General features: G+C 47.3%; 29 protein-coding genes. 19 read left to right on the top strand and 10 right to left on the bottom strand.

What is annotated here, in order from left to right:
- The first annotated feature begins 75 nt into the window (after window positions 1-75).
- The 4 genes from OOT00_RS05440 to OOT00_RS05430 all read left to right on the top strand — a co-directional run bounded on the left by OOT00_RS05440 (window position 76) and on the right by OOT00_RS05430 (window position 3,693).
- Entirely contained in the window at window positions 76-1,068 is a 993-nt protein-coding gene (locus tag OOT00_RS05440; protein WP_265424297.1) for an ABC-three component system protein, read from the top strand.
- Window positions 1,061-1,294 carry an ABC-three component system middle component 6 gene (locus OOT00_RS16390; RefSeq protein ID WP_368407579.1) on the top strand — a complete coding sequence of 78 codons (234 nt, stop codon included), beginning with the start codon at window positions 1,061-1,063 and terminating at the stop codon, window positions 1,292-1,294. Before OOT00_RS05440 ends, OOT00_RS16390 begins: the two co-directional genes overlap by 8 nt.
- Window positions 1,285-3,006 carry a DUF2326 domain-containing protein gene (locus OOT00_RS05435; protein ID WP_265424296.1) on the top strand — a complete coding sequence of 574 codons (1,722 nt, stop codon included), beginning with the start codon at window positions 1,285-1,287 and terminating at the stop codon, window positions 3,004-3,006. The genes OOT00_RS16390 and OOT00_RS05435 overlap by 10 nt, the downstream gene beginning before the upstream one ends.
- A 483-nt stretch (window positions 3,007-3,489) precedes the next feature.
- The gene (locus OOT00_RS05430; protein WP_265424295.1) at window positions 3,490-3,693 is read left to right on the top strand and encodes a hypothetical protein; all 204 of its coding nucleotides are present in this window, start codon (window positions 3,490-3,492) and stop codon (window positions 3,691-3,693) included.
- Between the two features lie 108 nt (window positions 3,694-3,801).
- On the opposite strand, the gene OOT00_RS05425 is transcribed toward OOT00_RS05430, so the two are convergent.
- Both OOT00_RS05425 and OOT00_RS05420 read right to left on the bottom strand, forming a co-directional pair.
- On the bottom strand, window positions 3,802-4,692 hold the full coding sequence (locus tag OOT00_RS05425; protein ID WP_265424294.1) for a nucleotidyl transferase AbiEii/AbiGii toxin family protein: 891 nt from the start codon (window positions 4,690-4,692) through the stop codon (window positions 3,802-3,804).
- The gene (locus tag OOT00_RS05420; RefSeq protein ID WP_265424293.1) at window positions 4,689-5,309 is read right to left on the bottom strand and encodes a type IV toxin-antitoxin system AbiEi family antitoxin domain-containing protein; all 621 of its coding nucleotides are present in this window, start codon (window positions 5,307-5,309) and stop codon (window positions 4,689-4,691) included. Before OOT00_RS05420 ends, OOT00_RS05425 begins: the two co-directional genes overlap by 4 nt.
- 260 nt (window positions 5,310-5,569) lie before the next feature.
- Here OOT00_RS05420 and OOT00_RS05415 point away from each other — a divergent pair, with 260 nt between their 5' ends.
- From OOT00_RS05415 to OOT00_RS05385, 7 genes are all read left to right on the top strand, one after another.
- The gene (locus tag OOT00_RS05415; protein ID WP_265424292.1) at window positions 5,570-6,784 is read left to right on the top strand and encodes a transposase; all 1,215 of its coding nucleotides are present in this window, start codon (window positions 5,570-5,572) and stop codon (window positions 6,782-6,784) included.
- Window positions 6,785-6,968: 184 nt separating this feature from the next.
- A complete protein-coding gene (locus OOT00_RS05410; RefSeq protein WP_265424291.1) occupies window positions 6,969-8,723 on the top strand; it encodes a TIGR03768 family metallophosphoesterase in 1,755 nt (584 codons plus the stop codon).
- 122 nt (window positions 8,724-8,845) lie between these two features.
- Window positions 8,846-9,142, top strand: a complete 297-nt coding sequence (locus OOT00_RS05405; RefSeq protein ID WP_265424290.1) for a hypothetical protein — start codon at window positions 8,846-8,848, stop codon at window positions 9,140-9,142.
- A gap of 105 nt (window positions 9,143-9,247) precedes the next feature.
- Window positions 9,248-9,520, top strand: a complete 273-nt coding sequence (locus OOT00_RS05400) for a hypothetical protein (RefSeq protein ID WP_265424289.1) — start codon at window positions 9,248-9,250, stop codon at window positions 9,518-9,520.
- 27 nt (window positions 9,521-9,547) lie between these two features.
- On the top strand, window positions 9,548-9,748 hold the full coding sequence (locus OOT00_RS05395) for a hypothetical protein (protein ID WP_265424288.1): 201 nt from the start codon (window positions 9,548-9,550) through the stop codon (window positions 9,746-9,748).
- A gap of 286 nt (window positions 9,749-10,034) precedes the next feature.
- Complete coding sequence (locus tag OOT00_RS05390) at window positions 10,035-10,232, top strand: hypothetical protein (protein WP_265424287.1); 198 nt, start codon at window positions 10,035-10,037, stop codon at window positions 10,230-10,232.
- 113 nt (window positions 10,233-10,345) lie between these two features.
- The gene (locus OOT00_RS05385) at window positions 10,346-11,104 is read left to right on the top strand and encodes a 4Fe-4S double cluster binding domain-containing protein (protein ID WP_265424286.1); all 759 of its coding nucleotides are present in this window, start codon (window positions 10,346-10,348) and stop codon (window positions 11,102-11,104) included.
- 105 nt (window positions 11,105-11,209) lie between these two features.
- On the opposite strand, the gene OOT00_RS05380 is transcribed toward OOT00_RS05385, so the two are convergent.
- Window positions 11,210-12,130, bottom strand: a complete 921-nt coding sequence (locus OOT00_RS05380) for a LysR family transcriptional regulator (protein WP_265424285.1) — start codon at window positions 12,128-12,130, stop codon at window positions 11,210-11,212.
- A 142-nt stretch (window positions 12,131-12,272) separates the two neighbouring features.
- On the opposite strand from OOT00_RS05380, the gene OOT00_RS05375 reads away from it, so the two are divergent.
- Window positions 12,273-12,812 (top strand): carboxymuconolactone decarboxylase family protein, encoded by a 540-nt coding sequence (locus tag OOT00_RS05375; RefSeq protein ID WP_265424284.1) that lies wholly within the window; start codon window positions 12,273-12,275, stop codon window positions 12,810-12,812.
- A gap of 214 nt (window positions 12,813-13,026) precedes the next feature.
- On the opposite strand, the gene OOT00_RS05370 is transcribed toward OOT00_RS05375, so the two are convergent.
- Window positions 13,027-13,350 (bottom strand): hypothetical protein, encoded by a 324-nt coding sequence (locus tag OOT00_RS05370; RefSeq protein WP_265424283.1) that lies wholly within the window; start codon window positions 13,348-13,350, stop codon window positions 13,027-13,029.
- A gap of 362 nt (window positions 13,351-13,712) precedes the next feature.
- Window positions 13,713-14,252: an Lcl C-terminal domain-containing protein gene (locus tag OOT00_RS05365; RefSeq protein ID WP_265424282.1), complete on the bottom strand. Its 540-nt coding sequence runs from the start codon at window positions 14,250-14,252 to the stop codon at window positions 13,713-13,715.
- Between the two features lie 319 nt (window positions 14,253-14,571).
- On the opposite strand from OOT00_RS05365, the gene OOT00_RS05360 reads away from it, so the two are divergent.
- From OOT00_RS05360 to OOT00_RS05335, 6 genes are all read left to right on the top strand, one after another.
- The gene (locus tag OOT00_RS05360) at window positions 14,572-15,039 is read left to right on the top strand and encodes a GNAT family N-acetyltransferase (RefSeq protein WP_265424281.1); all 468 of its coding nucleotides are present in this window, start codon (window positions 14,572-14,574) and stop codon (window positions 15,037-15,039) included.
- 219 nt (window positions 15,040-15,258) lie between these two features.
- Entirely contained in the window at window positions 15,259-15,957 is a 699-nt protein-coding gene (locus OOT00_RS05355) for a class I SAM-dependent methyltransferase (RefSeq protein ID WP_265424280.1), read from the top strand.
- Window positions 15,954-16,682 carry a response regulator gene (locus OOT00_RS05350; RefSeq protein ID WP_265424279.1) on the top strand — a complete coding sequence of 243 codons (729 nt, stop codon included), beginning with the start codon at window positions 15,954-15,956 and terminating at the stop codon, window positions 16,680-16,682. Before OOT00_RS05355 ends, OOT00_RS05350 begins: the two co-directional genes overlap by 4 nt.
- 315 nt (window positions 16,683-16,997) lie before the next feature.
- On the top strand, window positions 16,998-17,960 hold the full coding sequence (locus tag OOT00_RS05345) for a DUF2860 family protein (RefSeq protein ID WP_265424278.1): 963 nt from the start codon (window positions 16,998-17,000) through the stop codon (window positions 17,958-17,960).
- Between the two features lie 47 nt (window positions 17,961-18,007).
- Window positions 18,008-19,369 carry an ATP-binding protein gene (locus OOT00_RS05340; RefSeq protein WP_265424277.1) on the top strand — a complete coding sequence of 454 codons (1,362 nt, stop codon included), beginning with the start codon at window positions 18,008-18,010 and terminating at the stop codon, window positions 19,367-19,369.
- A 293-nt stretch (window positions 19,370-19,662) separates the two neighbouring features.
- The gene (locus OOT00_RS05335) at window positions 19,663-20,154 is read left to right on the top strand and encodes a hypothetical protein (protein WP_265424276.1); all 492 of its coding nucleotides are present in this window, start codon (window positions 19,663-19,665) and stop codon (window positions 20,152-20,154) included.
- A gap of 21 nt (window positions 20,155-20,175) precedes the next feature.
- Here the strand turns inward: OOT00_RS05335 and blaOXA are convergent, their stop codons facing one another.
- From blaOXA to OOT00_RS05310, 5 genes are all read right to left on the bottom strand, one after another.
- Window positions 20,176-20,973: a class D beta-lactamase gene (gene blaOXA / locus OOT00_RS05330; RefSeq protein WP_265424275.1), complete on the bottom strand. Its 798-nt coding sequence runs from the start codon at window positions 20,971-20,973 to the stop codon at window positions 20,176-20,178.
- Window positions 20,966-21,451 carry a GNAT family N-acetyltransferase gene (locus OOT00_RS05325; protein WP_265424274.1) on the bottom strand — a complete coding sequence of 162 codons (486 nt, stop codon included), beginning with the start codon at window positions 21,449-21,451 and terminating at the stop codon, window positions 20,966-20,968. The genes blaOXA and OOT00_RS05325 overlap by 8 nt, the downstream gene beginning before the upstream one ends.
- 103 nt (window positions 21,452-21,554) lie before the next feature.
- Entirely contained in the window at window positions 21,555-22,928 is a 1,374-nt protein-coding gene (locus OOT00_RS05320) for an amidase (RefSeq protein WP_265424273.1), read from the bottom strand.
- 158 nt (window positions 22,929-23,086) lie between these two features.
- Window positions 23,087-24,103: a methyl-accepting chemotaxis protein gene (locus OOT00_RS05315; RefSeq protein WP_265424272.1), complete on the bottom strand. Its 1,017-nt coding sequence runs from the start codon at window positions 24,101-24,103 to the stop codon at window positions 23,087-23,089.
- Window positions 24,104-24,490: 387 nt separating this feature from the next.
- Complete coding sequence (locus OOT00_RS05310) at window positions 24,491-25,330, bottom strand: class I SAM-dependent methyltransferase (protein ID WP_265424271.1); 840 nt, start codon at window positions 25,328-25,330, stop codon at window positions 24,491-24,493.
- Between the two features lie 186 nt (window positions 25,331-25,516).
- Between OOT00_RS05310 and OOT00_RS05305 the strand changes: the two genes are divergently transcribed.
- Entirely contained in the window at window positions 25,517-26,101 is a 585-nt protein-coding gene (locus OOT00_RS05305) for a hypothetical protein (protein WP_265424270.1), read from the top strand.
- Window positions 26,102-26,154: the final 53 nt, after the last annotated feature.

Here is a 26,154-nt window from a genome sequence, read left to right as displayed (position 1 = left end):
TTAAAGCTGTGAGCCCTAAACTAGCCAAGGCTATAAAAAGAAAACTGTCGATGATGCAGTGAAAGGAATTCGTCAATGGATGTTCAGCAAAAATTAGATGTACGTAAAGCCTTTAAGTTGCGTATCTACGAGTCAAATGGAAATGCATTCGAAGATTTGTTCTGCGATGTGATGCGTGCATCGAATAAAGACTTTAAAAAAGTAAAACCACAAGGACGCATTGGTGATAGAAAAAATGATGGATTTATCCCATTAGAGGGAAAATATTTTCAAGTTTATTCTCCTCAATCTCCGACTGGCAATCCCACTTCCGCCACTTCAAAAATCGAAAAAGATTTAGACGGACTAATTGCGTATTGGGGGAATGAGCATAAGTATGAAATTAGACACTTCTACTTTGTGTTCAACGATAAATATCATGGTGCCTACCCAGAAATTTATACAACACTAAATAGCGTTAAGAATAAGTATAGTCTGGAGGTTTGTGATGTGTTTCTTTCCTCTGAGTTAGAAGACATTTTCATGGAGTTACCAGAGGACAGTATTGCCTCAATATGTGGTTATTATCCAAAGCCAGAAGATATCGGGTTTATCGATAATTCAATCGTTGCAGAAATTGTAGGTTATGTATCTAAGAACTACAGTGGCTTTTCTGACTCTCAAACCAATGAACCACCTGATTTTTATAACAAGATACACTTTAATAAACTGGGCAAAAGTACTGCGATGCACTTAAATGTTGGAGCATATCAAGTAGGCTATGTTGATGACTATTTTCGAACCAATAGTAAGTTTTCCCGCCAACAGTCTAGAGACTCGTTGAACGAAATGTATCAACACCACTTAAATACTGACAAGGCGGAAGCTGCGGTAGCTACAGGCTTGCCTGAGTCCGATATAGTTTTTAAAAACATGGTTGATGAAATGTTGCCTGAAAACTTGTCTAATATGCAGAGGCGTGATTACGAAAGAAATGTAATCGCTGTTATGGCTTTCTTTTTTGAGGCATGTGACATCTTTGAGGAACCACCTGAAGGTTATGAACCGAAGGTGATTGAAAATGCTTAGTCCACAAAAGCACATACGATTGTCTGAATCACTTTTAGGGTTGGGCGCAAATGTTCTAAATTTATTGTCTCATCCACAGACCCCTGAACAAATCTATGACAAGTTGAAGAATCTCAATTTTCTCATTAGTCATGATTTTGAACACATCATTTTAGCGTTAGATTTTTTATATGCATGTGGAGCGATTGAGCTGAATGAACAAGGAAAAGTAGTCAAATGCAGTTAATTTCTCTAGAAGCGAATAAGCCATCTTTTAACACAGTTCATTTTAACCCCAAGGGTTTAACCCTAATTATTGGGAAAAGCACATCAAATGATAAAAATAATACATACAATGGTGTTGGGAAGTCATTGTTGCTCCAGATCGTTAATTTTTGCCTTGGTTCCAACAAAATTCCAGCATTTGAACAGTATTTATCGGGGTGGGAGTTTACTCTTAGCTTCAAGGTTGGTGATAAAAAGTTTACCGCAAACCGTGCTGCAAAAAATCAAAACAAGATTTATCTAAATGATAAGGAGTTCGGGCAAACTGCTTTCAATGCTGAAATGGAGCGGATGCTTGTAGATATACCTGAAGACTCACCATATCTTACTTTTAGGACTGTTCTTTCTCGTTTTTATCGTACAGGCCGGGGAAGTTATGTATCAAGCCTCGCAACTGCTAAAGAGCAGCCATTTTCATCCTTGGTAAATAATGCCTTCTTGCTTGAATTAGACCTTGCTTATGTCTATCAAAAACGAAACACGCGGAAACGTTACCAAGAGTTAGAAAAGTTCGAAAAGTCGTTCAAAAATGACCCAGTAATAAGGGAATACTACACTGGCGATTTAGATGTTGAATTTGAGATTTCTCGATTAACACAAGATGTAAAGAAACTAGAATCTGACATTAAAAACTATAACGTGGCAGAAAACTACGCGGCGATCCAAGCGGAAGCGGACGGTATGGCTGAAAAACTGTCACAAATGAAAAACAGGCTTTATTACTTAAACACTAGTATCAAAAATATAAAGCACAGTATGAACTTATATCAGGATTTGGACTTAGAGAAAGTTTATAATCTTTATGGTGAAATTACTGAAATATTTAAAGAAGGAACGCTACAATCGCTCGAAAATGTCACTGCATTCCATAAAAGTATTCATGTTAAACGAAGTGAACGATTAGCTAAAGAGCTTAGGAAGTTGTCTGCTACACATTTGGAAGAAGAAAAAAGCAAGGATGAGCTTCAGAAAGCTTTTGATGAGCAAATGAAATTGCTGGCAAAAAGTCGAGCGTTAGACTTTTTTTCTGCAATCAATGCCAAATTAATTGAACTAAAGAGCAAGCTTTCTAAACTGCAAGATTACAAGAATATTTCGGTACATTCTAAAAAAGAAATGGCAGAGGCGCAAAAGGAACTATCAAGCCAAGAAGTAACTACAATCGAGTATTTGGAAGCGTATAAAGAACAAGAGCATCCTGTCTATCTTGGATTTAGAGACCTGGTAAATGAGTTTTATCCTGAAGTACCTGCTGGCATTTCAATTCAAAATAACGAGGGCAACAACCAAGAACGATTCAAAATAAGTGCGAAAATTCAAAATGACGCTTCAGATGGAATTAACGAAGTTAAAATCTTCTGCTATGACTTAAACAACTTAATTAATTCCAGAGTTCATCGTTTTCAAAGTATTTTCCATGATAGTAGGTTGTTTAGTGATATAGACCCTAGACAAAGAGCAATATTGTTACAGCTTGCCCACAAATTGACTAAAGCATACGAAAAACAATATATAGCTACCATTAACGAAGATCAGTTAACATCTCTAAAAGATGTTCTTGTAGAAGAAGAATTTGAGGAAATATTTGGCACGGTAAGACTAGAGTTAAAAGACGATTCTCCGGAATCTAAGTTACTCGGTGTTCAGATAGATATGCAATACGAAAAAGATTGAAAGTTTGTGGATAATAATACGTGGCTACCCCTGTTCTTAACAAGCAAAAAAGGTTGATGACTAAGTACAGACGACCATAGTGACGACCATAGGACACCCACTTTGTTGTTTACATTCTTCCCCTGACGACCATAGGACACCCACTTTGTTGTTTACATTCTTCCCCTGCTCTTCTATCTTGGCCTTTAAAAACAGTATCTTTTAAGGCAAGGAATCACCAGACCTATCCCCGATCCACCCTCATCAGCCTTGAAAGCACTCCCTGGTATCACTGTGTCTGCCGCTGTGTCCGCAGAGCCTTTCTCTGTGGCAAGGATAACCAGTCCGGCATGGATTTTAACCACCGCCGGGGCTGGATCGCAGAGCGCATCATGGAGCTTGCTGCCATTTTTTCCATTGATGTGGCTGCCTATTCGGTCATGAGCAACCACTACCATATTATCCTGCGTGTGGATGAAAACAGGGCTTTATCATGGTCGGATCATGAGGTTCACCCGCTGGATTCAGCTTTTTACAGGCCCGGATGTGGTAAGGCGTTACCTTGCGCAAACCGGAGATCTGACCCATTCGGATCAGCATCAGCTGGCAGAGCTTGCTGGCCTCTACCGGAACCGCCTCTATGATATTTCATGGTTCATGCGTATGCTCAATGAGTCCGTTGCCAGGAAAGCCAATCAGGAAGAATAATCACAGGACACCCACTTTGTTGTTTCCTCACGTAGTTCTGCACAGAGGTGTCGTGTCTTTCCTTCCGAAAAAAAAGACCACTTATGGCAAGCTATTTGGCAAAAGCAATTATGACCAAGGACCTGCCGGTTTCCAGACAATGTCGTCCGAAACACCTTTAATGACCGGATCTAAAAACGATTCCACTGCTGCCGTTATGCCCTGAAAAGATGCAGGCACGTGATCCTGTTTCAATCTTTTACAAAATGCGGTCCACATGGTTTGCCGTGATAAGCCAAAATGCGCAGAAAAAGCTTCTATAGGATGTTTTAATTCCGTCCTGCGCTGTCCGAACGTAAGCTTTACAGCCTCTGCAAGATTGCTGAGTTCAAATTGAAACTGACGGGACAAAAGCCAGATATCATAAAAATCTTTCATACGGCTGTTCAAGTGCCCAAGCTTGATCATTGCCTCAAACTTTTCAGCAATGGCACTCTCCCGGCTGTAACAAAGTAAGGATGGGGCAGGGAAATCCAGCATACATGGAAGCTCTGCCCTCTCAGGTTCCGGATAGACGATATCTCCAAAACCAATATCCATTTGTATCGTGATTCTGGCGGTTCCCAAAAAACCACGAAATCTTACCCGAACTCCTTCATAATCAGCATCTTCGGTTATTTTTTCAGCCAGAATTGATTCCGGATCAAAACTCAGACCGTCAGGATCAACCGTCACAGCAAGAATGTTACGGATCTGAGAGATGATATTTTTCTCTTGGTTCCAGGTTCTTCCAAGCATATCAATGTCCATGGTCGGCCTGAACTCCGGAGCATTCCATACCCTGAGCATGAGAGCCCCTTTCAGGATGTAATCCTGTGAGTGGCATGATAGGGACAGACGATACAGGAAACGCTCCATAGCATAGTACTGGAGCAGTTCATTAAATGAGCGATTGTCTGCTTTCGACCGGTTAAGGAGGCGCTGTCTTACTGAAGCAGAGATATTTTGATAAGATTTCATATGCTTGCCTCAAGATAGGGGAGCATGACCCTATCCACCCTGCAAATTTTGGCATACTCCATAATTTTTTTATGGTCAAACGTCATTCTGGTTTTATAAAGCTTCAGAGCCTCAAGCACGATATCCATTCCAATTTTATTGCGGAACTTAAAGCAGTCTGCCAGTGTTTTTTCCGGGCTGTAAACCTTCACAAAGATGCCGTCAATCTGGTGTTCCTCTATTCCGGCCTGAAAGGAATCGCTGGAGAATTTATGAAATTTTACGGGAGGATAATCAATTATCGGAGCTTTGCTGTCCTTTCGTATTGCTACAGAAACTTCATGGGGGATCTGAGTCGTTATTTCGTGAAAAGACAGTGCCGAAACAAGGCTGATAACACAATTGGGAATTCTCATGGCAACAATGACAAAATCGGGGTTCGATACGGCTTCCATCTCCGTTAGCCGATAAACTCCCCTTGAGATCTGCTCAAGGTCTCCGGCATCACGTAGCTGGTAAAATACTCTGGGATGAATTCCGGCCAAAAGCGCGTCAGATGTTTTTATAATCCCACCGCTCTGGCGAATAAACTCTTTGGCTTTATCCTGGGCACTGGCCCGATTTTTCTTTCTGGACATAGACAGTATCTACCCCACATATTTATAAGTAAGGTAGATACTATCCAATCAATTCAAAAAATCAAGACTTTTTTGTAAAGATTGGCTTGTGCAGGGGAGTAGATGGAAAGGATGATGAATAATGCATCGGGGGACTGATGGGGGTGAAGAATGAGGAGGGAAAACAGACTAGGATAGGACGCCCCTTTGTTGTTTACATTCTTCCCCGGCTCTTCTATCTTGGCCTTTAAAAACAGCATCTTTTAAGGCAAGGAGTCGCCATGACCTATCCCCGATCCACCCTCATCAGCCTTGAAAGCACTCCCTGGTATCACTGTGTCTGCCGCTGTGTCCGCAGGGCCTTTCTCTGTGGCAAGGATAACCAGTCCGGCATGGACTTTAACCACCGCCGGGGCTGGATCGCAGAACGCATCATGGAGCTTTCGGCCATTTTTTCCATTGATGTGGCGGCCTATTCAGTCATGAGCAACCACTACCATATTATCCTGCATGTGGATGAAAACAGGGCTTTGTCATGGTCGAATCATGAGGTTTTCACCCGCTGGATTCAGCTTTTTACAGGCCCGGATGTGGTAAGGCGTTACCTTGCACAAACCGGAGATCTGAGCCATTCGGATCAGCATCAGCTGGCAGAGCTTGCAGGCCTCTACCGGAGCCGCCTTTTTGATATTTCATGGTTCATGCGTATGCTCAATGAATCCATAGCAAGAAAAGCCAATCAGGAAGAAGGGATTTCCGGCAGGTTCTGGGAGGGACGTTTCAAAAGTCAGGCTCTTCTCGATGAAAAGGCCATACTGGCGGCCATGGCCTATGTGGATCTCAATCCTGTCCGGGCTGGCATGGCGGAAACACCCGAAGATTCAGAATATACTTCCATCAAGGAAAGGCTGGATGCCCTCAAGGTTTCTTCAGAATTAAATGTACCCGGAAATGCCCCCCTCTCCCCCCTCCCCCCAGACGACAAAGACCTTGGTGTGGCAAAAGGCATTGCAACAGATCGGCATGCCGGGCCGACACCCCTCTCCCAGAAAGTGAGAGGGACTGCCAGCCGCTCTGTTGCAGGAAATCTCCGTAAGCCCCGCAATACGGATTCCTCTTCTTCCGAACCGTCCACTCAACCATCGGATACATCCCCGGATGTCGCCCCTGCAAAACCCAGAGCTACCCTTGCCCCCTTTGACGATCTCACAGACCTTTCCTTTGCCATCCCCTTCGGATTCCATGAATATGCAGAGCTGGTGGACTGGACAGGCAGGCAACTCCGGCGAAAGAAGATGAGCATCCGTGAAAAAACTCCGCCGATTCTAAAGCGGTTAGGTGTGGATGCGGCTCTTTTTGTTTCTTCCATGGATACCCTGCTGGAGCAGTTCGGAACCGCCGTGGGTGAACCGGAAGTATTAAGGATGCACTGCAAGCTCAGGGGACTTCGTTCTATGCCTGGGATTCGGTGCGATGTCTTTTTTGATGCGGCCTGATGAACCACGGTTCTATATGGAACTGGATACGGAGCGATTCTGCCTTTCCGCTGAACCTCTCCGTATGTTTTCCCTCCCACCGGTAAAAAAACAAAATTTTTTACTGACTACTTTACTATTTTGACATTCATAAAATGCTCAAAATAGAGCGGATAAACATCAAAATAATAAGGAGAAAATCTGAATGAATCCATTGTATTTGTACAAACAGCTCCGTTTAGTCTTACTATCAGGCTTGCTGATTTTCTTTTTATGGGGCTGCTCAGCAGGTAATAGTGATCCTATAGTATACCCGATTGCCGCTGACGTGCAAACGACAGCTCAAAGGACTATCGTACCATACCCGCCCCCTGCGACTGCAATCGACCTATGGGAAATTTCCAAATATGATGAATACGGATATGGAAAATGGACCTATGGCCCTGGACTTCCCCACGACAGGCGTCTCGATCTTATGCCGAACGCTTACAATGGCAATGATGTTGTAAAAAAAACAAAACTCCTGAATTTCTTTACCTTCACTGATATTCATATTACCGATAAAGAATCTCCAAATCAGTTGATTTATATTCAAAGTCTGCATCCCAAGTTACCGGTGGGTGCATCAATCTATTCAGGAGTCATGCTTTATACCACGCATGTGCTTGATGCTGCCATGCAGACAGTCAATGCACTTCATCAGCAAAACCCCCTGGACTTCGGTATCTCTCTGGGCGATGCCTGCAACTCCGCACAGTACAACGAAGTACGATGGTTCATCGATGTCATGGACGGTAAGGTCATAACCCCCAGTTCAGGCGCACATCTTGGAGCCGATACCATTGATTATCAGAAACCTTACAAGGCGGCAGGACTGGATAAGTCCATCCCCTGGTATAAGACGCTGGGTAATCACGATATCTTCTGGATGGGATCCATACCCGTGGACTACAGCCTGCGTAAGGATCTTCGGCAATCCTATCTTTCCGATGAAGTCTTTGCCACGGGTGATGTCCTGAGTGACCCCCGAAATATTAACCGTCGTGATTACTACGTCGGTGTGCTTGATGGTTCGACACCCTATGGGGATATCAAGTATGCAGGGCCTGTCGAAAACTTCAACAGCCCACCGAAAGTAACTGCTGATCCAGACCGCCGTGCGCTTTTGCGAAATGAGTGGATGCAGGAATTTTTTGAAACCTCTTCCCTACCGGCAGGTCACGGTTTCAATATGGATGATGCTAAAGATGGATTTGCCTGCTACAGCTTTATTCCGAAGTCGAATGTTCCGCTCAAGGTGATTGTGCTGGACAACTCACAGAACGAAGACAGTGGTTCCGTCGATATTCACGGTCATGGTTTTTTGGATTCCAAACGTTGGGATTGGCTTAAAAAAGAACTGGCCGAGGGTTCGGCGGCGGGACAGCTCATGATTATTGCTGCCCACGTTCCTATCGGTGTTGACGAGACGCCAAATTCCCCGATGGGCTGGTGGGTCAATCCGCAAAATGCCGTCACTTATCCGGATCTCATTGCGGAGCTTCAAAGCCATCCGAACCTGATTATGTGGATGTCCGGTCATCGTCATTTGAATACCGTTAAGGCTTTTGTCTCATCTGATGCAACCAGACCGGAAAACGGCTTCTGGCATGTGGAGACATCATCTCTTAGGGACTTTCCGCAGCAATTCAGAACGTTTGAAATTCATTTAAACAAGGATGCTACCATCTCTATAGTGACCACCAACGTTGATCCGGCGGTTCTTGATGGAACGCCTGCGGCAATGTCACGGAAATATGCCGTTGCGACAGCACAGATTGTCGGAACCCTGGATCATGTGACAAAATGGAATCCAACAAATGATCCCACAGTGAAGCCCATGCCAACCGGGTCTTACAACGCAGAGTTACTGGTTCCCCTAAGCCCAGCCATGCAGGAAAAACTGAAAAACTTATTTTGATCATCATTCAGCATCAGCCATTACGAGCAATCTTTCTAATGTGAAGCAATTTTGTACAATATAACCCGGGTATGCATGTAACTTTTTTATCCCATTCATGTGCCTCTCCATGGGACACATGAGTGGGATTTTGCTGTCATTTTACCGACCATCAGGCGACCATAGAGACGACCATTGGACAAGACGACCATCGACCATGCAGCGACCATTGGACACCCACTTCATTACAGCGACCATTGGACACCCACTTTATTACAAGGAAAGCCAATCAGGAAGAAGGGATTTCCGGCAGGTTCTGGGAGGGACGTTTCAAAAGTCAGGCTCTTCTCGATGAAAAGGCCATACTGGCGGCCATGGCCTATGTGGATCTCAATCCTGTCCGGGCTGGCATGGCAGAAATACCCGAAGATTCAGAATAGACTTCCATCAAGGAAAGGCTGGATGCCCTCAAGGTTTCTTCAGAATTGAATGTACCCGGAAATGCCCCCCCTTCCTCCCCGGCACTCAGGCAACAAAACCCTGACATGGCAAAAGACGTAGCAACAGATCGGCATACCGGGCCGATAACCCTCTCCCAGAGGGTGACAGGGGCAGTCAGTCGTTCTGCTGCAGGAACTCTCCCTAAGTCCCATCATGCGGCTTCCTGTTCTTCCGAATCTTCCGTTCAATCACCGGACACATCCCCGGATGCCCCCCCTGCAAAACCCAGAGCTACCCTTGCCCCCTTTGACGATCTCACAGACCTTTCCTTTGCCATCCCCTTCGGATTCCATAAATATGCAGAGCTAGTGGACTGAACAGGCAGGCAACTCCGGCGAAAGAAGATGAGCATCCGTAAAAAAACTCCGCCAATTCTAAAGCGGTTAGGTGTGGATGCGGCTCTTTTTGTTTCTTCCATGGATACCCTGCTGGAGCAGTTCGGAACCGCCGTGGGTGAACCGGAAGTATTAAGGATGCACTGCACGCTCAGGCGACTTCGTTCTATGCCTGGGGTTCGGTGCCATGTTTTTTTTGATGCAGCCTGATGAGCCAGATCTCCATATGAGATGCTCGCTCCTGCCTTTCTTGAGGGCCACCACTTGACGGGTGAGCTGGAAGCTTGTGTTTACAAAACAGGCCCAGAAGGATACAAAAAAAATTTCTTTTTCCGGGCCATTGCTATCTTTGATAGCAAAAAAATACAATCTTACATTTGAAAAAACTTTGGAAATTGAAGTAAGGAAGTCAGATAAAAATATCGGCTTTCAGGAGTAAGGCATGACGACTTTTCAGGGTATATTTTTTCTTGCTTTGGGATGAGGGCTTCTGCTGATGGATTTTCGTACCCTTGCAACGGGATGGCTGCCCTGCGGTACAAACGGTTTGAAAGGACGGCTTGAATTCAGGCCCCATGAACAGCCCGCAGGTTTCTGGATCATATTTTTGGTTTATGGTGCTGCCGGAGCATGGCTTGTGATTTTTGCCTTAAGGCTGTTTACCGGAATGGCGGAGCCCCTGCCTTTACGCTGAACCGCTCCGTATCTTTTCCCTCCCACCTGCGCCACAGCAGCAGCCACTTCTTTTTTTACAAAAACAGGAGAATGTAAACAATGGACATTGAAAAGCATATTATTGAAAGGGCCATGGAAAACGGAGCCTCCCTTGCCGGTATAGCAAGGATGGAAGACATTAAAAAATCGGCATCTCATACCATATATAATCAAATGGGAGACTACTCAGGAGCGGGTATTATCAATGAGAATGATAGTCCTGATAATAAATTATTCTCCTGGCCTGATTCTGTAAAATCCGTACTCGTGATTGGACTTTCACATCCTCAGGATAAACCTGAACTTGACTGGTGGGATGGCAGAGGAACATCCGGTAACCGTATTTTGATTGACATCATAAAACGGACAAGCCAGGAAATTGAAAACACCTTGAAAATAAAGACCACGAAGCTCCATTATTTTATCGAAAAAGGAGGGATTTTTCTCAAAGATGCTGCGGTGCTGGCAGGGCTTGGGTGTATTGGAAAAAATAATATGCTGGTAACTCCGTCCCATGGTCCCCGAATTCGACTCAGGGCATTAGGTTTAGATGCTGAGCTTTCCCCCACCGGGCCTGTTGCCTTTGATCCCTGTACTGAATGTAAGGTTTATTGCAGAAAAATTTGCCCGGAAAATGCGATAAGCGAAAAATCTGCCATTTTCAGCACCTTTGAATTTTCTGACTCCCTGCCCGGAAGGGATGGCACTTACAACAGGGATCTCTGTAGCATAAGGATGGAAAAAGACCTGAACGAAAGCTCTGCGGGCAAGGACGAAAAGGAACCTTTGGTACAATATTGCAGGCTGTGTGAATATGTGTGTCCGGCAGGAAAACCGAGAGTTTCTGAATAATCTGACTTTAATCAAGTGAAATTCAAGTTGTACAGAACTCATTGTCCGGCACGCACAAGGCGCACCATGACACGTACACCCATGGAATCATATGAAACGCTGGCATTAAAAAAAGGGAGGCACCACCGCACCCCCCTCTTCAGTGACCTTCAACCGGCTGATACTCCGGATGAACTCCTGCTGATAAACAGGAATGTTGCTGCGGGTCAGATAGACGGCATGCCAGGTAAGGGGCAGCCCCTTCCGGGTTATGGGCCGTGCTGTGACCGGCCAGACAGGAAGGATCTCGGCCACCGCCCAGCGAGGAAGAACGGCCATACCAAAACCCGCCATCACCATCTCAAGGATGGCCTGGGGTGCACCGACATTCATGATCCTGCCGGGTTCGACACCCGCCGGTTTCAGAATCTGCTGATAGAACCTGTTCCTTGCCCTGTCGGCATGGGCGATAAGACTGACACCCCCAAAATCACTCAGGTGCAGGAATCGGCAGGCTGCCAGCGGATGATCCTCTGGAATGACACAAACCAGCTGATCCTCAAAAAGCGGAACAGCCGTATGGATCTCGGTGGAAGAAACAGCTCCGGAGATTACCAGATCGAACTTTTTTTCTTCAAGTTCTTCAAGCAGTTCAACGCTGTTGCCAATCTCAATTTCTATATGGGGAAACCGGGCATGAAAAAGCTTGAGTACCTGAGGCAGCCATTTATAACAGAAGATACACTGGGTGCCGACCTTCAGTTCTCCTTTTTCGCCCCGGGTCTTCCTTGAAATGTCCCGCTCGGCCCGCTCAACCGCATCCAGTACCTCCACCGCCGTCTTCTGAAGCTGTCTGCCGCCTTCGGTGATGATCATTTTTTTGCGTGTCCGGAAAAACAGATCCGTTCCCAGCTTCGTCTCAATATCCTTCAGTTGCTGACTCAAGGCGGACTGGGTTATGAAGAGTTTTTCCGCAGCTCTGGTCATGTTTTCGCTCTCTGCCAGGGCACATATCATGCGTAGATGTTTGATTTCGAGATTATACATAGATCTTTCGATTACCCACACTTATGGTTTTCATTATATATATTAATTTCACTTATACATCATTCCCCCCTATCTTCCAAGGGAATTCAGTGCGGCATCGACAAGCGCCGCATCCCCATCCCATCATGCAAGAGGAGCGATTATGACACTCGTAACCACAGTAACCCCGGAAAATGCAACAGGGATCATCAAGGAAGGCTATGACATGTTTATGAAAAACGTCGGAACCATCCCGCAGCCCATGCAACTGATGAGCCTCAGTCCGGAGCTGTTCGAGTTGCAGCTCAAGCGAATCCAGTATTTCAGCAAACATCCGAAACTGAGTTTCGCCCTGCTCGGCCACATCCGTTATCTGGCATCAAAAACCCTCGATTACAGCTACTGTATGGACCTCAACCGACATTTCCTGAAAAAATTGGGGTATGACGACGATACCCTCAGGATCATGGAGGAAGATCCCGGCAAATCCATGCTTGAGGAAAACGAAAACGCCATGCTCGACTTCGTTATCCGTGCAATAAAAAAGCCGGATTCTATCACTCCAGAGGATATGGCAAAACTGAAGGAACAGGGCTATGAAGAACAGGATATGGTTGAAGCACTTGCCCAGGGGGTAGGTATGATCGATCATGCCATCATGATGCAGGTCTTCCGGATCAACCAGAACTGTGAAATGGGCTAAATCAGCCCATAATATGGGTGCCCATGGCAATGGGGCTGTGTGTTCTCCCCGGTAATGCTCTGCCCGGGAAAACACACAAAAAAAATGATTCAGACCAATAACAAGAAGCTTCACAAAGAACCCCCAAAAAGCGTGCGCCCTGTGAGCAAGAGCTTTGGGGACACCCCTTTTCCAGAGTTTCTTAGCGATTATTGCATTCACCTGATCATGCCTGTCAATAATTTGGATTGGCCAGGTAATCCAGAACTGAACGCAATTCTTCATCGTTGAGCATATTTCGCTTGCCGAGCATTCGGTCTACGGTGCTCTCCCAGAAGTGAGCAGGCTGGCCGAAACGGCGTTCAATCCGATCTATGGTATGACAGGAGATGCAACGTTCGGCTACCAGTGCCTTACCGTCCATGGGTTGGCCACTGGACTCAAAAGGTATGGCGATCAATTGATCCATGAGTTGACCACGGGATTCAAAAGGCAGGGAGATCAAAACAGTTCCAATAAGAGCCATGAATAATCCGATACATATTCCGGGTCTGTTCATTATGTTTCTCCTTGGCAATGTGAATTGACCTTGTGGAAAACAGTGCAACAGGGTGCCCCGTTTTCAAGATGCTCACAATATTTTACAAACACCAAAATAATTCCAAGCAATCAGGACGCCCAATAAACCTTTGATAAACCAATAATAAAGCACCAAGATCCGCAAAATACGGGACGCCCACTCAGTTGTCTAATGCAGCCTGATAAACCATGACACCATATGGAATCGGACTCTGTGCGCTACTGCCCCTTTTGAGAACCAGACAACACCAATTTCATTTATGCAGCCACAAAACACTCCGCTGGTCCTCACTCCTGATACAATGATTATGGAATTCAGATTATATTACAAAAAGACAAAAATCACTGTCCGTTACGTACAAGACGCACCCGGCCCCCGATGCCCTTTGAATCATAGGTAACACTGCCATTGAAAAAAGGAAGACACCACGCAGCGTACCTGTAGTTGGTATTGGACGTAGAAGACCAGAAAATTTCTGCAGGGGCATGGGGAAAAGCATCTGTATGGATGGTGGGTTTCTGGTAATCTTCATCACAGGCCCCTCCACTTATTCCGGGTTGCCAGACCTTTCTTTTGCCCGAACTACAATATACAAGGCTGTTCAGTTCTTCGATGGCAGGTACACGCCAGTCCGATTTTCCTGCAAAATGATGTGAGCTGGCAGCTGCCAGAGCATTATTCCAGTTAAACATCTTCGCTTCACCTGTGCAGGTACTGCCATCCCAGGTCTGTCCCAGGCTGCATCGCATCCACTGGAGATCTGTTTCTGTATCGGTTACGGTGCCATCGCCGTTGTCTTTATATTTTCCAGCTATCAGCTGTGCTTCAGGCGAACCGTAAAAAAAGACAGAAAACAACAAAGCAAAAATTATTTTTTTCATGTTTTTTCTTTTCCTTATTGAAAAATATCTGTTTTATAAAAGTTTTAGATTTTTTTTACCATAGGTCTTTCAAGTTTTTTGTAAATAAAACAGGCGATCAAATTATTTTTCATGGTCATTGTATGTGAGGGGCGGGGCATAAAAACCTGTTTAGCAGGGCCTCAATGTAAACAATAGTACCCTACCTTTTTTTACGCTCAAAGTCAGAAGGCTTAGGCCTGAACCGTTTTGAAAGTTCGATCAGGATCAGGAACCTGCGGGTTTGTAAAAACCGGTGAGGTAATCACTGTATTTTTTCGTATGGTAAGGATGGCCTGAAATGGACATTGTGAAAGTCACCAGTTCCAATCTGCATATTTATCTGAACCTGTGTCAGAGTTATGAAGGTGAATTTTCTTCCATAACACGTAAAAAACCGAACCCGGATGGCTTGTTTGAACTGGATACTCCTATCGGCAGCCATGTTTCAGGTTATCTGCTGTATGACGGGGCAAAACCCCTTGGGTTCATGGCTGTAGATATACAATCTGACGGGAACTCCTTTGAAATCTGTGAATTTTATATTGTACCAGCCTGTAGAAAAAAAGGACTGGGAAGAGATTTTGTCAATCATATTTTCCGCATGCACAAGGGCATATGGGAAGTGAAGCAGATAAGCGGGGCTGAGTATGCCACAGAATTCTGGCGCAAGGTTATTCAAGAGTTTACGGGAGGAAAATTTCAGGAAGATTCCCATACAGACGCCTACTGGGGCAAAATCATAAGACATCGGTTTCGTTCTGTTTAATGCGCCTGCAGAATACCATATGCGGTAAAACTCATCTCACAGGAATGAGCATCCGTACCGTGCTGTGGCCGATCCGGAAGTTAACAAATCAGTTCACTTCTCACTCGACACAGGAATGAGCCTGTTTTTTGAACATGCCGGAAAAACCAATGCCTTTGTCGAGTCCGTTTCCATCTTACCCGTCACATTTTTCAATAAGCCTGAAAGGTATGCCATAAAATGAAAATCATTCTTGGCCTTATACTGCTGATTCTGCTGAGCTTTCCAGTCTGGCGGCTGGCCTCCCGCCGACGAAGTCTTCCCTGCCCCGTATGGCTGGGCTGGCTTGTGGAAATGGACAACCCCTTCACCCGTACCAACAGGGCAAGCACCATCCTTTCCCTTCTGGACATCCGCCCGGGAATGTTCGTGGCGGATGTGGGCTGCGGCCCAGGTCGCCTTTCCATACCTCTTGCCCAGAACGTGGGCAAGGAAGGCCATGTGATCGCCATGGATATGCAGGAAGGTATGCTCAGCAGAACATGCCAGAAGGCAAAAGCGTCCGGGCTTGACAATATCACTTTTCTCAAGGCCGGTGCAGGTTCCGGAGCCCTTGCAGGGTATCGCTTCGACCGTGTTCTTCTGGTAACGGTACTTGGAGAGATTCCGGATCCCAAACCAGCCCTTGCGGAAATCTATCAGGCACTGAAGCCTGACGGAATTCTTTCCGTAACGGAAATCATCTTTGATCCGCACTTTCAGAAAAAAGAATCCGTTCTCCAACTAGCATCAAGCATCGGATTCAAGGAAAAAGGCTTTTACGGAAACGCCATTGCCTATACCCTGCATCTTGAAAAGCAGCCTGCACGCCAACAATATCCTTCAATTCCTCACCACAAGGACAAACAATGGATGAACAGCCAGAGAAAGCCTCAATGAACCCTTTCTCGCAGGAAAAAAATCCATCCCAACAGCGCATCTTCCTTGTGGAAGACGACCAGCGCCTAGCAGGCCTCATCAGTGAATATCTGACCATCAACGGTTATAAAACTCTTGTGATCCCAAGGGGAGATGTGGCAGCAAAAAAAATTCCTCCGGAAAATCCCGATCTGGTCATTCTCGACCTCATGCTTCCCGGTCAGGACGGTCTCAGCGTGTGCCGTGAAATCCGCCGGGACTATACCGGGCCAGTGCTGATACTCACGGCACGGGAGGAAGATATGGACGAAGTAGCCGCGCTTGAACTCGGGGCGGATGACTATGTCAAAAAACCCGTAGTACCACGGGTGCTCCTGGCTCATATCCGGGCTCTCCTCCGGAGGGCAACCCCTTCTGTTCCCAATACCAGTGAAGCCATATCTCTGGTATTTGGCAGTCTGCGTGTGGACATGGCTTCCCGCAACGTCCTTCTGGACGGAAAACCCGTCATCCTCAGCACCGTGGAATTCAGCCTGCTGGCTCTCCTGGCCAGCCATGGAGGCAGGGTTCTCAGCCGGGAAAAAATACTGGCAAAACTCAGAGGCATTGATTACGACGGCGTGGATCGGTCGGTTGACATGTACATCTCAAGACTGCGCAAAAAACTGGGAGATGACGGTACAAGACCCTTTCGCATTAAAACCGTGTGGGCAGAAGGTTATCTGTTTGTCAAAGATGCCTGGTAAAAAACAGGAGACAGAGGCCGGCACCAAAGTACGCGCACCCTGAAAAGACCGTAAGAACAGCAGGCTTCCGCCTTTTCGGGATAAAAATTATCCGTGAGGCTGCCCTAAAATTTCTATGTGCACAACTCGATACGCAATATACTGTGGGGAATTGAACCAATTGCAACAATCTATGGCATGCTAAATCCGTTCCCAGACAAGTTCCCGTTCGCAGTACGACACTCTGTTACATCTTCCCACACATTACTGACAGATCCATCACCCCTAACCTGCTACAAGGGGCACCGGAATATCATCCCATCTTTCGGAGGCCCCATGAAAAAAACGATTTTCACTCTGGTAACAGCCCTGTTGTTTATCGCACACTCTGTTTTTTCCAAAGAAAGCGAAATGCCCTTTTCACAGACTGGTTTTTCCGGTCAAATCTTCATTGGAGCGGGCGGTGTCACAGGTAAAAGCAGCGGCCTTGAAACAGACCCCGGCAAAGTCCGCATCTCTGGCTGGAATCAGGGGCAGAAGCAGTTCACATCCTCTTTTATCATAGCAGAAGCCTCCCTGAATTATGCTTTTCCCACGGGTACGACGCTTGTTGCAGAAAGCGGCACGAAATCAGGGGCTCTACCCGCCGTTGGAATCTCCCAGAAAGCGGGGGCTCTGGGAACCCTTGGTATCCTCGCCAGCATGGGATCCTGGGACGTCTGGAAAAACCCCTACCTTTTGAACCAGGATCGATCCAAAACCCGGCAGAGGGAAAAAAGCCTTACCCTATTTCTGGAGAACTTTCTGGAAACGGGCATTACCATGCACTATACAGGATCCTGGACCGACGTTAAAGAAGACGGGATTGCCGCAATGCATTCTGATCTCACACGCAGGGGCCATACACACCAAATCCGTCTGGGATGCGGCCTCCCTCTCCGTGATACCCTGATCCTTACACCTGAGATCTCCTACGAACGCGGACTTTATTCCGGAAAAAGCAACGCATACCAAGCCTTTGGAAGTGACCTTTCCCTTACGCGGGTAATGGAAGGCTGGATGATGACTGTCAGCCTGAATGGAATATTCAGAAATTTTGAAAAATCCCATCCCGTACTGGGCAAAACAAGAGAAGAAAAAGAAGGCTCCGCTGCACTGACCCTTATCATTCCAGCACCCATGGGATATGAACAGCTTACCCTGATGGTCATGGCAGGTCACAGCAGGGTGCATGCCAGCCATGCCTTCTTTGAAAGCAGGGCAAGCTTTGCCGGAGCGGGAATGGGCTATGCATTCTAAACCTCCGTATACCCCCAGCGGATATTCTGCTTAAGGAGAATTCCCATATGTACATCAAGCATCAGGACAACCCGGACATCCCGAAAACAGAATCCAATTTCAGCAAACTGTTCCTCCGTTTTTTTTTCTCCATTTTTGTCACTGTAATGATCACGGCCCTCAGCCTGCAGTACGGCTTCAACTCCTTGATCCAGGTTTTCATGAAAGATGCCATCAACACCTATTATCAGGATCTGGTGAGGGGCTCCTTTCACATAATGGAAAAAGATATCCTCCAGCAGCCGGAAGCTTTTTGGCCAGAATATATGGAAAGCCTCCAGCCTTTTTTCGGGTATCCCATTTCCATCCATACCGCAGAATCTCTTCATCTGACTCCACAGGAAAGGGAAGAGTTGCTCGCGGGTCGCATTCTTGTGCAGGAAAAGGGCGAGCTCTACCATAAAAAAATCGAAAACAGTACCGCCATCCTCACCATGGGCAAATTTCAGGAACCCAACATTTTTATTCCCCTCAACATACTGGTCTGGATCGCCTTCATCCTTGGCTTTGGTTCCATGACCCTGATCTGGACCTACCCCTACGCCCGCAAACTCAAAAAAATCAACCATGCCGTTCTTGCCTTTGGCGCAGGAGACCTCGGCTCAAGAGTCCGTATTCCCAAAACATCCTCTCTCGCTCCCATGGCAATGGCCTTCAATGCCATGGCAGATAAAATAACCCGGCTCATTGCATCCCACAGGGAACTGATTCATGCCATTTCCCATGAACTCCGCACACCTGCGGCACGTATCCGCTTCGGACTGGAAATACTCCGGACAGCAGAAAGGGATACGGACAGGCGTCGCTACACCGACGGCATGCAGGGAGATGTGGACGAAATGGAAAGGCTGCTTTCAGAACTGCTAACGTATACGAGACTCAACGGTACAACCCCGGCCCTTCAGATGCAGGAGGGAGAACCCGGGCCATGGCTTATCAAGATCCTGAAGGACTTTAAAACCATGCATCCGGATATTACGCTGGACTGGAAACTGGAACAGAAGGGAACAACCTCCTTTGAACCTTTTTACATGGCAAGGGCTGTGAAGAACCTTCTGGAAAATGCCGTCCGCTACGGTCGCAATGCCATCTTCGTTCACCTTCTCTTTGAAAAAGGAGTGTGCTGCATCCACGTTGATGACAACGGCAGCGGTATCGCCCCGGAAGACCGGGGGAAAATTTTTGAGCCGTTTGTACGGCTCGACCCCAGCAGAAGCCGGGAAACCGGTGGCCATGGCCTCGGGCTTGCCATCGTTTTCAACATAATGGCAAGCCATGGCGGAAAGGTCTGCATCGAAACCGCTTCCATGGGAGGTGCCCGTTTCTCACTCTGCTGGCCCTCATCCAAAAAGTCATCATCTCCAGCTTAAAAAAACAGCCGTATTTCTTCTAACCTGCACCCTCCGTGCACTCCATTTTCCGCACACAAAAAAAATAACGGACCGGCGAAGCCAGCATAAACCTTTTTCTCAGACCTCTACAGGGCAAGATTTCCATAACAAAGTCAGAGCAACTTTCAACTTTACAGAGCACCCGCTTTGTGCCGATACTTCGTATATACTGGCTTTACGCCTGGTGGGGATGCATTTATCCGCAGGCATTTTTCCCCTGTTATCAGCTAAAACAGCGGGTGCAAAAAATCTCTTTCTGAAGGAGTCGGAATATGAATCCAGCTCTACTGAATGATTATTTACAGCTCATCGCCCATACTGTCACTATTCTGGGGTTACCTCTGGCCCTGCTGATCTTTTACAGGGAAAAAAGAAGAGAACGCCAGGACAGGGAATATGGTACCTATGATGCGCTTGATAACAAATACACTCATTTTCTTGAGTTATGCCTTGAAAGACCGGAACTGGACGTCTTTGACCTGCCCTTTGATTCGAATGAGATGAATGCGACTGCCCGTAAGAAACGACAGGAAGAAATAATGTTCTTAATTCTGATCAGTATCATCGAAAGAGCCTACCTCATGTACAAAGATCAGAACACGGCAATAAAAAAGCGGCAATGGGAAGGCTGGGTCGCATACATGAAACACTACAGCAAGAGGCAAAACTTCCGGCAGCGCTGGCCTGAATTCGGGCCCAACTTTGACCATCAGTTCGTTGCCTTCATGGACACACTGATCCATGAAACCCAGCAGGAGGAATAAAAAGGCAAGCTGACTCCGCACTCACTGCATACTTGCATCAGCCAGTATCCCTTTGGACGTCAGGGCCTCCATGGTGATAATCTGTCGGAAACGGCTTTCTCCGGGCTGATGAATATCCATATTCATGGCAAAAAACCACACATTGTCGGATGTTTCCACATAGCCCACATACCAGCCAATCTCCGGTTGTCCCTTCTGGACCCAGCCTGTCTTTGCGCGGATAATGGCCGTTTCACCCTGATCCACAAGCATCAGTCTTTCCACCAGATCATAGGATGCCATATTGAAAGGATACCTCCTTGCATGGAACCCCTTCAGAAAATCAATCTGCTCCATGGCGCTGATCCGAAGATCCCCATCCAGCCAGAAACTACGGACATCCGGGCCTGCCTGTGCATTGCCATACCCCGTTTTTTTCAGATAATCTGCATATATTTCAGGATCCATACGCTCTGCCAGCCGTTGGAAAAACCACACGCAGGATAGGGCAAAAGCCGTCTCCATGGACTGATCCCTGTTCCATGAAGCGGGGCCCCTGTGCTTTCCATCCCATGGCAGCATTTCCCTTTCATCTGCCACCACACCCTCTTCCATGGCAATGAGGGTATGGAGCACCTTAAAGGTGGATGCGGGCAGACAGGGCGTGCGGGCGCGCTCGTTATTATGAACGTAGACTGTCTCGCCATCCTGAGAACTGATGACCAGAGTACCTGCAATGTTCCGGCCGTGAAACAGTTCCGCCAAAGCAGTATCTTCCGCATGGGCATACAGGCTTCCGCTCAGAATCAGACAAAGGATCCTTGCAAGGATTCTACTCATTGATGACCTCATCTTCAAAAGAACCCTTTGCCCATCCTTTCCTGACCATCAGAACCGTATCCACACCCGCCGGGTTCTTTCCAGCATCCCTGAAATCCGTAAAGCCCATTTTCATATAGAGAGACCTTGCGGCCATCCCTTCAGGGACGTGGGAAGCAAAGGTCTGAACCGTGAGATCCCTTTCCCTGTCAAGCTGGGACAGCGCCCCTTCCAGAAGAAGCCGTCCCCTTCCTTTTCCCCTGCTGCGGCTGCCAACGACAAACCACTCAATGGCATTGGTATTTTTGTCTGTGATGATCACTCCCTCAAGGCCATCCGGACCTTCACAGCACAAGCCATTCCCGTTTTCCAGGCAGGCACGGATGCCATCTTCAAATTCACTGACTCCCGCCATTCTTCCAAAAAACGGCTCCACTTCCCTCGCAAGAGCCATGACGGCGCATTGATCACCTTTTTGTAAACTTCGGATTGTCACCATACAATCTCCAGAATTCCATACGCAATGCAGGTTACGAATGGGGGCTCCTTCCTTTCAGATCAAACAATCCCCCCCATGGTTCACTGAAAAGCAGGCACTTTTTTCATAACACTGGCCGTTGAAATCCGCCGGAGGCCTTTTCAATCAAACCGGCAGCAGCCAGTGCCATGTCTTCCCGCCATGGATGGGCTATAATCTGCACACCTGCGGGAAGCCCTTCCGGTGATGTCCCTGCACGTACAACAGCCGCAGGCCATCCTGTCAGGTTATAGGTCATCGTGTAACTGAAAGCCTCCAGTTCCGCCCCAAAAGATCCGTGGGGCTGAGCCGTATGGGCATTCACAGGGCTGAGAATCAGATCATAATCCCTGAAAAAGTGCAGCATACGACTTTGAAACCGGCTCCATTCCATCATAAGCAAATCACGGCTGATGGCATCCACAGGCTCTGCAAGCCCAAGCCATGGCAGACCATGCTCTTCCGTTCCCGCCTCCCGCAGCAGCCTCCGTATGGAAGCCCCTCCGTCAGCGGATAAAAGCCGGATCATGAGATCATAAGAGAGTTCAATGCCATCCGGACGCACTTCCGTAAGAATACAGCCCTCCCGCTCCAGAAAAAGGGCGGCATCACGAACAGCCCTTTCTATTGCAGGAGCAGGAAAAGCAATGCCGTTATGCACATGAAAGGCCACCCTGAGCCCCGCAGGGTTCACTTTTTCCGGATCTTTCAATGGCATGGGAACCATGGCAGGGTCTTTGTAGTCAGGCCCTGCCATCAGAGGCAGCAGCAAAACCAAATCCTTTACATACCGGGCTATGGGGCCTATCTGCTGAAAAGAATCCAGCACACCACCAAAGGGCAGAATATGCCCCGTACGCGGCACGCGTCCCGAAGTGGGCCGAATGGTGGTAACACCACAACAATGGGCCGGATACCGGAGACTGCCTCCATAATCACTGCCGATATCCAGAGCAGCGCCCCCGGCAGCCACTATGGCCGCCGCCCCGCCGCTGCTTCCCCCCGGGGAACGGGAAAGATCATAGGGGTTGTTTGTACGACCGTAAACGAGATTATCCGTTTCATAACTAAGGGTAAGCTCAGACGTGTTAGTCTTGCCAAGAATAATGGCACCGGCCGCCCGCAGGCGCTGAACAACCGTTGCATCCTTTTCCGGAATGAAGCCCGCCCTGCCCTTTGTCCCACCTGTGGTCACTATGCCTGCCGTATCCAGAGAGTCTTTTATGGTAACGGGAATACCATGCAGAGGTCCTCGAATTTCCCCTCGCATCAGAGCTCTGTCCGCACTGGCAGCCTCAGCAAGAGCCTTTTCTCCGATAAGCTCCACAACAGCATTCAGCTTCGGATTCACTTCTTCAATACGCTTCAGGCAGGCATGTACAAGCTCTGTGGATGAAATATCTCTGGTGCAGACGGCTCTGGCCAGAGCCGTGGCGGATAGATTAATGATCTGCTGCATGATGTACCTCTATTCTTCCGAAAAGAAGGGGGAGCTCGTTATACCAGCAGAATCTCCACACATCACGGATACCTTCCGACAACTGATGACCAGAAGCTATCATTAGGAATGGAAAAAATGACGGCATAGCCATATGGCTTGCATGAAAGGGAAAAGCACTATGCCTGTTCCTCTGTTTTCTGCACAATAGTACCATACCACCCTAATCCGTCATACCCCTCATAACCAAGGGTTTTCGCATAAGCAATTACATGCCCACCCTCATTATAATAGCCTTTGTCGCCACTTCTCTCATTCAACCGGAAAGTTGCCATGAGATCCTTAGCATCAGAAGATGCGATAATGATTCTGTTATGATCCAGCAGCAATACTCGGGTTCGTCTCCATTCTTCCTCTGTGAGATTCGGTTCATTTCTCACAATGGAATCCGACTGAGTTTCCCAATCAAAATACACACCCAAGGCCCCAACCACCTTGCCGCCAATTTGACCACCTCTACGTACCGCAGTCGCATATACGGCAACCAGACGGTTACCGTAGCTCTGATCCCGAAAAACCGCTTCTACCGCATACTGATCTCCGCTGGTGGTTGCCAGTGCCTTTTTCACCCAACTTCTACGGCTCAGATTACTGCCAACCATATGGGGGTAATCCCCCGGCCGTGAACACGCAAGTACCTCACCATCCGGATTCACCAGCACAAGATTCAGATACACGGTGTAAAAACGGTTAATCACTTCCAGACGAGCAGCTGCGTCTGCAATGGCCTGACGGTCAGGAAATTCCAGACATTTATGCAAAGCACCATCCGTTGCCCACCAGCGGACATCGGCTGTGCGTTCATAAAGATTTCTCACAATCAGCTGCACCAGGGCCTGCGCCATTTCTGCCAGTCGCATGTTTTCTTTCTGTTCAAACTGGCCCTTTACCAATTCCAGTTCCTCAACATCCCGGCGCAACTCCTTTGAGTTGGATGCTGTCTGTGATGCCAGATTACGAATTTCCTGTGCAACCACTCCAAAGCTTTTACCAGCTTCACCCGCTCTTGCAGCTTCAATGGTGGCATTAATTGACAGAATGCGTGTCTGCGCGGCAATGGATTCGCTTTCACGGGCAAATGTATGAATGCGGTTCTGAATGTTTTTAATAATATTAGCAACATTAACAACGCTCACTGTTCAGTGCTCCATATCGAGACCTTCAGCAAAGGACAAATCCCTGCCTGCCGAAATGTTCCAAACCGGTTATTCAGCTTATCCGTGCCATTACCCCAAAAGATCCACCAGCCTGCTTTACATTTTTCACCGCTGAGGCTGTGCAAAAATTTTGTACCCCGTGGAAAATATCATAGCAAGGATTTCCCCCAAAAATATTCTCTACTTTCGAATATTTTTGGGATGGTGAAAAGTAGCCGTTCATGGGCAGAAAGATATCCATATCTGGCCGGGCGGCTCTGAACGAATGAGGCAAAGGCGGCTCAAACCATAAACTTTCAGAAAAAACCAGAACAGCCCAAAACAGTCCCTGTGGGATCAGCCAAGTCAGACAAATTCGGAGAAAGGCTACCTTTTTGTTGCAATCACAGCAAATTCTCTGGAATCCGTATGAAAAGGAGTTCCGGCAACATCAGAATAAAACGCTTCTATGCAGAAACCACTTTCCATAAACTCCTTTTCCAACCCTTCCGGCGAAAAATACTGCAACCAGTTATACACCGTTCTCGTACGATGGGCCTCAACAATGGTATACTGATCCAGCACCACCTTTTCTTTTTGATAGGTAAAGGTATGCAGAAACCCATAATATTTATCCGGAGACCAGAATCCGTTAAGAAAATCCGGTCCATACTCCACAGCCTCTTCCCGTTCTTCAAAAGCCTTCAGGGAATAGACATCCAGCAGAACCGAGCCTCCCGGTCTCAGCAAAGAGTTGAACTTCTTCAGCATTGCCTTTCTTTGCGAAGGACTCAGTGCACAGAAGTCGCACATGATCATCAGAATCAGGTCAAAACGATCTTCGATGGCACAATCCAGATAATTTGCCACCATGTAGCGAATATCCAAGCCCTCATTAGCCGCTGTTTTTCTTGCATGGGCAATGGATCTTTCTGAAAAATCAATGCCCGTGACCTTTGCACCCTGTCTGGCCAGAGGCGTTGTGTACAATCCAGGTCCACAGCCGAAATCCGCAAGGGCAATGTTCCTCTTACTCGTAAAGACAGACGTAATCCACTCCACAGATTTACGGATAAAGGGAGCATTCCGGGATGAAAGATCCAGGGAGTCATCCAGATGGCAGGCTAGCATCCGCTCCGATGTATGCGCATCCGTCCACAGATCTGCCGCCGTATAAAACTCAAATGGTTCCGGCTTCTGGTTCATCATTTCCAACGCTGTAAACATATTGGCTCCTTGCCTGACGGCTCTTGTCACATTAAAACCCCTGCAAAACATATATTTTTCAGAAGCAGGAACATACTGTCAAGACCAAAAGAGTAAAAGGGAAAAGGCCGGTCTTTCTGGCCAGAAAAAAAAGATTCTGCTAAAAAATCAAGGCAGAAACCGGGCACCATCGAAAAGGACGGACATATGAAAAAACTACTATGGATCTTTCTGCTATTTGCAGCTGGTTATATCTTCTTCAAAGGAAACAATGCGGCCATGCCATCGGGTGTGATCGTCCCCGAAATGCCCACGCAGTCCACGGTCAATCTGCCCGCACCTTTTCCTTTCAGGAATTACACCCTTACACCCCTGGCCCATATGGAACTGCGGGCCAGGGTGCTCTCCACAAAACGATATGCCACAGGCCGGGAAGCAGAACTTTCTCCCCTGGACATGGCCCTTGGATGGGGTCGCATGTCCGACTCTAGCGTACTGGATAAGATCCGCATTTCCCAATCCGGCCGGTGGTACCGATGGAAAACGGACCATTTTCCCATCCCCAGAAGAGAAATGGAAACCCACAGCTCCAATATGCATCTCATTCCAGCCGATGAACGGGTAGAAGCATCCATGCTGGCCGTACGCAAAGATGACATTATTCAGATCAGGGGATTTCTGGTGCGCGCGGATGCCGCCGATGGCTGGCGATGGATCAGTTCTCTTACCCGGGAGGATACGGGTCAGGGTGCTTGCGAGCTCATTTTTGTAACCTCTTTGACCAGAGAGTAGTCCGGATATTCCGATGAAGCCCTTCTCCCCGGCCTGTATGTACAACCCGGTGT

Source organism: Desulfobotulus pelophilus (assembly GCF_026155325.1).
Lineage (GTDB): Bacteria > Desulfobacterota > Desulfobacteria > Desulfobacterales > ASO4-4 > Desulfobotulus > Desulfobotulus pelophilus.
This window is presented reverse-complemented; position numbering and strand designations above follow the sequence as displayed.

Excerpts from the sequence above, each read along its gene's own strand:
- OOT00_RS05440 (WP_265424297.1), top strand. The coding sequence starts at position 76 with ATGGATGTTCAGCAAAAATTAGATGTACGTAAAGCCTTTAAGTTGCGT.
- OOT00_RS16390 (WP_368407579.1), top strand. The coding sequence starts at position 1,061 with ATGCTTAGTCCACAAAAGCACATACGATTGTCTGAATCACTTTTAGGG.
- OOT00_RS05435 (WP_265424296.1), top strand. The coding sequence starts at position 1,285 with ATGCAGTTAATTTCTCTAGAAGCGAATAAGCCATCTTTTAACACAGTT.
- OOT00_RS05430 (WP_265424295.1), top strand. The coding sequence starts at position 3,490 with ATGAGGTTCACCCGCTGGATTCAGCTTTTTACAGGCCCGGATGTGGTA.
- OOT00_RS05425 (WP_265424294.1), bottom strand. The coding sequence starts at position 4,692 with ATGAAATCTTATCAAAATATCTCTGCTTCAGTAAGACAGCGCCTCCTT.
- OOT00_RS05420 (WP_265424293.1), bottom strand. The coding sequence starts at position 5,309 with ATGTCCAGAAAGAAAAATCGGGCCAGTGCCCAGGATAAAGCCAAAGAG.
- OOT00_RS05415 (WP_265424292.1), top strand. The coding sequence starts at position 5,570 with ATGACCTATCCCCGATCCACCCTCATCAGCCTTGAAAGCACTCCCTGG.
- OOT00_RS05410 (WP_265424291.1), top strand. The coding sequence starts at position 6,969 with ATGAATCCATTGTATTTGTACAAACAGCTCCGTTTAGTCTTACTATCA.
- OOT00_RS05400 (WP_265424289.1), top strand. The coding sequence starts at position 9,248 with ATGGCAAAAGACGTAGCAACAGATCGGCATACCGGGCCGATAACCCTC.
- OOT00_RS05395 (WP_265424288.1), top strand. The coding sequence starts at position 9,548 with ATGAGCATCCGTAAAAAAACTCCGCCAATTCTAAAGCGGTTAGGTGTG.
- OOT00_RS05390 (WP_265424287.1), top strand. The coding sequence starts at position 10,035 with ATGGATTTTCGTACCCTTGCAACGGGATGGCTGCCCTGCGGTACAAAC.
- OOT00_RS05385 (WP_265424286.1), top strand. The coding sequence starts at position 10,346 with ATGGAAAACGGAGCCTCCCTTGCCGGTATAGCAAGGATGGAAGACATT.
- OOT00_RS05380 (WP_265424285.1), bottom strand. The coding sequence starts at position 12,130 with ATGTATAATCTCGAAATCAAACATCTACGCATGATATGTGCCCTGGCA.
- OOT00_RS05375 (WP_265424284.1), top strand. The coding sequence starts at position 12,273 with ATGACACTCGTAACCACAGTAACCCCGGAAAATGCAACAGGGATCATC.
- OOT00_RS05370 (WP_265424283.1), bottom strand. The coding sequence starts at position 13,350 with ATGAACAGACCCGGAATATGTATCGGATTATTCATGGCTCTTATTGGA.
- OOT00_RS05365 (WP_265424282.1), bottom strand. The coding sequence starts at position 14,252 with ATGAAAAAAATAATTTTTGCTTTGTTGTTTTCTGTCTTTTTTTACGGT.
- OOT00_RS05360 (WP_265424281.1), top strand. The coding sequence starts at position 14,572 with ATGGACATTGTGAAAGTCACCAGTTCCAATCTGCATATTTATCTGAAC.
- OOT00_RS05355 (WP_265424280.1), top strand. The coding sequence starts at position 15,259 with ATGAAAATCATTCTTGGCCTTATACTGCTGATTCTGCTGAGCTTTCCA.
- OOT00_RS05350 (WP_265424279.1), top strand. The coding sequence starts at position 15,954 with ATGAACCCTTTCTCGCAGGAAAAAAATCCATCCCAACAGCGCATCTTC.
- OOT00_RS05345 (WP_265424278.1), top strand. The coding sequence starts at position 16,998 with ATGAAAAAAACGATTTTCACTCTGGTAACAGCCCTGTTGTTTATCGCA.
- OOT00_RS05340 (WP_265424277.1), top strand. The coding sequence starts at position 18,008 with ATGTACATCAAGCATCAGGACAACCCGGACATCCCGAAAACAGAATCC.
- OOT00_RS05335 (WP_265424276.1), top strand. The coding sequence starts at position 19,663 with ATGAATCCAGCTCTACTGAATGATTATTTACAGCTCATCGCCCATACT.
- blaOXA (WP_265424275.1), bottom strand. The coding sequence starts at position 20,973 with ATGAGTAGAATCCTTGCAAGGATCCTTTGTCTGATTCTGAGCGGAAGC.
- OOT00_RS05325 (WP_265424274.1), bottom strand. The coding sequence starts at position 21,451 with ATGGTGACAATCCGAAGTTTACAAAAAGGTGATCAATGCGCCGTCATG.
- OOT00_RS05320 (WP_265424273.1), bottom strand. The coding sequence starts at position 22,928 with ATGCAGCAGATCATTAATCTATCCGCCACGGCTCTGGCCAGAGCCGTC.
- OOT00_RS05310 (WP_265424271.1), bottom strand. The coding sequence starts at position 25,330 with ATGTTTACAGCGTTGGAAATGATGAACCAGAAGCCGGAACCATTTGAG.
- OOT00_RS05305 (WP_265424270.1), top strand. The coding sequence starts at position 25,517 with ATGAAAAAACTACTATGGATCTTTCTGCTATTTGCAGCTGGTTATATC.